The sequence below is a fragment of the Mesorhizobium sp. M7A.F.Ca.MR.362.00.0.0 genome (assembly GCF_004023175.1).
Lineage (GTDB): Bacteria > Pseudomonadota > Alphaproteobacteria > Rhizobiales > Rhizobiaceae > Mesorhizobium.
The window spans coordinates 9,941-15,603 of record NZ_RZTF01000127.1; the positions used below are offsets into that span (position 1 = coordinate 9,941).

The 5,663-nt window shown below is 61.4% G+C and carries 6 protein-coding genes; all 6 read left to right on the forward strand.

Annotated elements, in window-relative coordinates; genetic code table 11:
- A partial coding sequence (locus EOC06_RS17170) for a thiolase family protein (protein ID WP_206631202.1) occupies window positions 1-1,087 on the forward strand: 1,087 nt, incomplete at its 5' end.
- The gene (locus tag EOC06_RS17175; protein WP_196815414.1) at window positions 1,054-1,539 is read left to right on the forward strand and encodes a Zn-ribbon domain-containing OB-fold protein; all 486 of its coding nucleotides are present in this window, start codon (window positions 1,054-1,056) and stop codon (window positions 1,537-1,539) included. The genes EOC06_RS17170 and EOC06_RS17175, both read left to right, overlap by 34 nt.
- Window positions 1,533-2,354: a helix-turn-helix domain-containing protein gene (locus EOC06_RS17180; RefSeq protein WP_024504903.1), complete on the forward strand. Its 822-nt coding sequence runs from the start codon at window positions 1,533-1,535 to the stop codon at window positions 2,352-2,354. Before EOC06_RS17175 ends, EOC06_RS17180 begins: the two co-directional genes overlap by 7 nt.
- Window positions 2,355-2,365: 11 nt before the next feature.
- Window positions 2,366-3,781 (forward strand): sugar ABC transporter substrate-binding protein, encoded by a 1,416-nt coding sequence (locus EOC06_RS17185; RefSeq protein ID WP_245469696.1) that lies wholly within the window; start codon window positions 2,366-2,368, stop codon window positions 3,779-3,781.
- Entirely contained in the window at window positions 3,774-4,694 is a 921-nt protein-coding gene (locus EOC06_RS17190) for a carbohydrate ABC transporter permease (protein ID WP_024504905.1), read from the forward strand. Before EOC06_RS17185 ends, EOC06_RS17190 begins: the two co-directional genes overlap by 8 nt.
- 62 nt (window positions 4,695-4,756) lie before the next feature.
- A complete protein-coding gene (locus EOC06_RS17195; RefSeq protein WP_245469699.1) occupies window positions 4,757-5,524 on the forward strand; it encodes a carbohydrate ABC transporter permease in 768 nt (255 codons plus the stop codon).
- The last annotated feature ends 139 nt before the right edge of the window (window positions 5,525-5,663 follow it).

Below are 5,663 nucleotides of genomic sequence, written 5' to 3' on the forward strand. Positions count from 1 at the left end.
CGTCGGCACGACGGCGTACGGCAACTTTCCCGACATGGACGAGTATGGCCTGGCGGCTGAGGCGTTTCGCAACGCGGTTGCAGATTGCGGACTGGACAAGGGCGCGGTCGACGGCCTGCTTACATGTCGTATTCCGAGCTACTACCGGATGGGCGAAGTCCTGGGACTTGATCCGCGTTGGACGATCACCCTACCGGGGCATGGTCGCATGTCGGGCATCGGCCTCATCGAGGCAACGATCGCCTTGACGAGCGGCCAGGCGAAATATGTCGCGCTGCTTTACGCCAACATCGGCCGATCTCGCCGCGTCTTCTACGGCGGAGGTGAAATGCCGGGCCATTGGGACCCTTGGGGGTTCACCTCGCCCGGCGGCGCCCACGCCATGATGTTCCGTCGCCACATGGAGCTTTACGGTACGACGACGCGGCAACTCGCTGAAGTTTCCGTGGCCTTCCGCAGCCATGCGCAACTCAATCCCGGCGCGGTGATGAAGGAGGCAATGACTATCGACGACCATGAGAGTTCCCGTCCGATCGTCGCCCCGCTGCGCCTATTCGATTATTGCCTGATCAACGATGGCGCCGTCTGCCTGATCCTCACGACAAGCGAGCGGGCCGCTGATCTCGCCAAGCCGCCGGTTCGGATCAGCGGATTTTCGGGGCGCGAGGCCTATCGAAACTCGTCCATAGAGAATTTTCACATCGACTTCTGGCACGATCAGGTCTCGGCATCGGGCGATGAGGCGTTCGCCATGGCCGGCGTCGAGCCCGCCGATGTCGATGCATTGATGTGTTACGACAATTTCAGTCCGACCGTGCTGTTCAGCCTCGAAGGCCTTGGCTTCTGCCCGCGCGGCGAAGGCGGCCGGTTCGTCGAGGGCGGAGCGTTGAAACTTGGCGGCCGGCTGCCGACCAACACGGACGGCGGCCATCTGTCCAATTCGTATATGCAGGGCTGGGCCCTCAACGTCGAGGCGGTGCGCCAACTGCGTGGCGAATGCGGCGATCGGCAGGTTGAGGACTGTGAAGTCGTGACGTACGTGCAAGCAACACCATGCACGCGCACGATCGTTTATACGCGGGCGTGACGGCTGACATGGCGTATGGCGCTTCCGCTTCCGAGAAATCCGTAGAGGCAAAGCCGTTGCCCAAGATTACGCCCTTGAACAGGCCGTTCTGGGACTATGCGCTCAAGTCAATTTACGCGCTGCAGACCTGCGATGCGTGCGGCGACGCTCATGTTCCCGAAGCGCCGGTATGCCCTCGGTGCCTGAATGACCGCCAGACCTGGAAACCGGCGAGCGGAAAAGGCACGCTGCAGTCCTGGGCGGATTTCCATCGCGCCTATTGGGACGGCTTTAAGGCAGACTTGCCCTACCGTACATGTCTGGTGCGGCTTGACGAAGGCCCGCTGGTCGTCAGCAATTTGGTCGGCGGGCAGGCGAACCTCAGGATTGGTGCGCGCGTCCATGTGGTGTTCGACCGCATCGCCGATGGCATCGCATTACCGAAATTTTCTCTGGACGAACCGGGATGCTGAACGAAGCAGCTGACGCCGAAGTGAGCGCGGCCGGATGCGATCGTCATCACGCCGGCCGCCTGCCAGCCCGGCCAAACCGCAGCATCCTGAGATCGGCGACGCGCCCGCTCGAAATCATTGAACTCTTTGCTGCTCTCCGCCGCCCGCTGTCGGTCTCGGAAATCGCCTGCGCGCTCGAAATCCCCCAGTCAAGTTCGTCCGTGCTGCTACAGGCCATGAGCGGTGCAGGTTTCATAGCGCGCGATCGCAAGACGCGGAAATACCTACCGAGCGTCCGCTCCGTGCTGTTGAGCAACTGGGTCCACGACACGTTTCTCCAGGGCAGCGGCCTGCTGCAGGCGTTGGATGCGTTGAGCATCGAGGCCAATGCAAATGTCCGGCTTGGCGTCCGCAATGGGGTGCACGTTCAATATGTGCATGTCTCCTGGCCGTCGGCCGAGCCAAGGACGAATCGCCTGAGTCCCGGCATGAAGTTGCCGATTGGCAGGGACGCCCTGGGCAGGATGCTGCTTCTAGCAGAGAACGAGAATGACGTACGTGGCATTCTCCGGCACGGGAACGCCGTCGGCGATGCTGCACATGCGGTCAATGTGGAGGATCTTGTCAACGAGCTGCGAATGCACCGCGTCGATCGCTTCGCGGTTTGTCGCGATCTGAGTGCCCAGGACGACCTCGTCATCGCAATCCAGTTGCCCGCGCGATTTGGAGCGCCTGCTGCGATCGGCATTGGCGTTGCCGTTTCCGGGCACGCGGACGGTCGGTCGAGGTTCGCCGCGCTGCTTCGTGACTTCGCTGCAGAAGCCTGGGGTGCGTGAGGGCGAAGTGCTTGACCGCCACATGCGTACGCCGGGGCGGAATAGGAGCTACCAGGCGGCTCTTTCTAAAACGACTAAGAAGCAGGCTGGTGGAGGAATGCGCAATGAAGAGCAGTAACTTGATGGAACTCATGCAGCAAATGTCGCTGACACGACGGCAATTGCTCGGCACGTCAGCAATGCTGGGGGCAGCCGCTCTGATGCCGCGGCAGGCATGGAGCGCGCCCGATCTCAAGGGTATCGAACTCAATCTTATGGTGATCCAGCCGCACGTCACCGGTGGACGCATAGTTGCAGACGAGTTCGGCAAGGCGACCGGCGCGAAGGTCAACGTACTGCCGGTTCCCAACGACCAGATCCAGCAAAAGGCGACCCTCGACGTCCAGTCCGGATCCAACGTCTACGACGTCATCGACTACTGGTACTGTCTGCTCGGCGCGCTCGCCGAAGACGGCACGGTCGTCGACGTTACCGACCGCATTGCCAAGGATTATGCCGCTGCGGACTTCCTGCCGTCGATCTACGATCCCTACACACTGTACAAGGGAAAGCGCTGGGGGGTGCCATATGACGGCGATTCGCACGTGCTGTTCGTCAACACCGAGATCCTGGAACGGAGCGGCCAGAAGCCGCCCACGACTTGGGACGAATATCTGGCGACGGCGAAGGTCATCACGGAGGCCGAGACAGCGAACGGCATCTTCGGCACCGCGCTGCTCGGTGTGAAAAACCCTTTCATGATAGGCTGCAGCTACACCAACCGGCTGGCTGGTCTGGGTGGCGATTTCTTCGATGCCAGCGGCAAGCCGTTGCTCGATTCGGAAGTCAGCATCGCGGCCGTCCAGGCCATGCTTAACGTTGCTCCGTATGCTCTGCCGACGCCGCTGGAAACCGGGTTCGAGCAAGGATTGCCGGCCTTCCTCTCCGGTAAGGCGGCCATGATCGAGTTCTGGACCGATCTCGGGGTCAACGCACAGGATCCGGCAATGTCGCAGATTGTTGACAAGTGGACCGTGGTGCAGATGCCGATTGGCGGCGCCAACAAACAGCATCGCGGCTCGCTCGACGCCGGTTTCGGCCTGGCGATCTCGGCCGGCTCGAAGCAGCCGGACGCCGCTTGGGAACTGGTCAAGTTTGCCTGCAGCAAGGAAATGAACCTCAAGCTGACACTGACTCCCGGCAGTGGCATCGATCCGATCTTCACGTCGGTTCTCGACAGCAGCCAGTACAAGGCGGCGGCGCCGAAGGTTCAGGCTGCTGGCGCCCAGGCACTAAATGGCGCGCTTGCCTGGCCTACCGGGGCACTGGCGTCCAAGATGCTGCAAGGCCTGGCTGACGAACTTGCATTGGTTCTCGCTCAGACCAAGACCCCCGAGCAGGCTATGAAAGATGCCCAGGCGGCTTGGGTTGCAATGCTGAATGGATAGAGGCAACCCGGTTTCCACATCGGCCGGAGCGACGGTAAGCGGCTCGCGATTGGCAGGGTTCCTTCTGGTCGCGCCGCTGCTGCTCGGCCTCTCCGCCTTTGCCATCTATCCGTTTCTCGACGTGCTTGCGTTGTCGCTGTCGAAGAGCTCGCTGGGGCGGCAGTTCCAGCATTGGCCGGTTCTGACCAACTTTGCCGCCATTCAGCGCGATGGCGACTTTCAGGCGGCCCTGTTGAGGACGACGATTTTCGCAATTCCCGTCGCATTGATCCAGCTCGCACTGGGCTTGGCGATCGCGATGATGCTGCATTCAAGTCTGAAGCAGGCGAGGTGGGTGCGCAGCCTTATCCTGTTGCCGCTGATGACGCCGCCCATGATGGTGGCCGTGGCCTGGAAATTGATCCTTGCGCCCGCCGGCGGCCTGCTCAACGGCGTGCTGTTGCGCACCGGCATCATAGACCAGCCGGTCTCATTCCTCGGCACCATGCCCGCAGCCTTCCTTTCGGTCGCTGTCGCCGATACCTGGCAGTGGACGCCGTTCGTGGCGATCCTCGCTTATGCGGCGCTCCAGACCTTGCCAGACGAGGTGTTCGAGGCGGCAAGTGTCGACGGCGCGTCGCCGCGAACGATCTTCTGGCAGATCACGCTTCCGATGCTGATGCCGACGCTGCTTGCCATCTTGCTGTTGCGCGTCGTGATCGCGTTCAAGCTCTTCGACCTCGTCTATGGTCTGACATTCGGCGGGCCGGGATTCAGCACCACCGTCACCACCTTCCGCATATGGCGCACTGCCATGCAGGAGTTCGATGTCGGTCTGGCCGCAGCCCAAACGCTGGTGTTCGCCATCCTCGTCAGTATTGTCACCCTGCCTATCACCTGGCTTCACAAACGCAGCGAAACGAGGTCGGGATGAGCCATTCCAGTCAAGCTGGGGGGAAGTCGCGGGGCCGGGTCGCAACAGGGTGTGCCGCGGTCATGGTCGGCTTCTTTGTGTTGCCGATTGCGTATCTCGTCTCGGTTTCCTTCAAGACGCCAGACCAGGTGCTTACCGGGTATTTCCTGCCGCAGGCACCGACACTGGCGAACTGGATCAACACCTTCCAGATCATCCCACTGTTTCGCCTGCTGGCGAACTCGCTGCTGGTCGCGGTTTGTAGCAGCCTGCTGACGCTCGCCGTCGCCTTTCCAGCCACGTACGCCATGGTGCGGTTGAAGGTCGGCGGGCGCTTCCTTCCGGCCTTCACGTTGGCGACCTACGTGGCGCCGCCGGTGGTCGCGCTCATTCCGCTTTTTCTGCTTCTGCGTCGGCTTGGTCTGCTCAACAGCCTGTCTGGCCTTATCCTGGTCAACGGGATAGTCAACCTGCCGGTGGCCTTTTGGCTGTTGTCAGGCTTCCTGCGACGGGTGCCCGTGGAAATCGACGAAGCGGCAAAGATCGACGGTGCTGGGTATTTCACGATCATCTTTCGCCTTGTCGGCCCAGTCATGGCGCCAGGCCTCGTGGCAACGGGTTTGATTTGTGGCATCCTCGCCTATGATGAGTTCCTGCTCGCCTCCGCCTTCAGCAATGACGAAGGCAGCCGAACGCTGCCGGTGGCGATAGCTCTTTTCCAGGGCGAGCGATTGATAAATTTCGGCCAGATGGCGGTAGCGTCTCTCACCGGCATTATACCGGTCTATCTGATCGGGCTGTTCGCGCAGCGGTGGCTGATCGGCGGGCTGACGGCGGGCAGCGTCAAGTAAACCAGGACCCAGGTTGGAAAAAGCGTCGACGATTTTGCTTCCTGCGTTTTTCGCTGGCCTCCCGGGGCGGTATCAGCCGGTGCGCTTTGCTGACTTCGCCCTGATCTCATCGAGGATTGGCACGATATACTCCCGGAAC

Bases quoted from the DNA above. Each gene is read 5' to 3' on its own strand.
- EOC06_RS17175 (WP_196815414.1), top strand. From the start codon at position 1,054: ATGCACGCGCACGATCGTTTATACGCGGGCGTGACGGCTGACATGGCG.
- EOC06_RS17180 (WP_024504903.1), top strand. From the start codon at position 1,533: ATGCTGAACGAAGCAGCTGACGCCGAAGTGAGCGCGGCCGGATGCGAT.
- EOC06_RS17190 (WP_024504905.1), top strand. From the start codon at position 3,774: ATGGATAGAGGCAACCCGGTTTCCACATCGGCCGGAGCGACGGTAAGC.
- EOC06_RS17195 (WP_245469699.1), top strand. From the start codon at position 4,757: ATGGTCGGCTTCTTTGTGTTGCCGATTGCGTATCTCGTCTCGGTTTCC.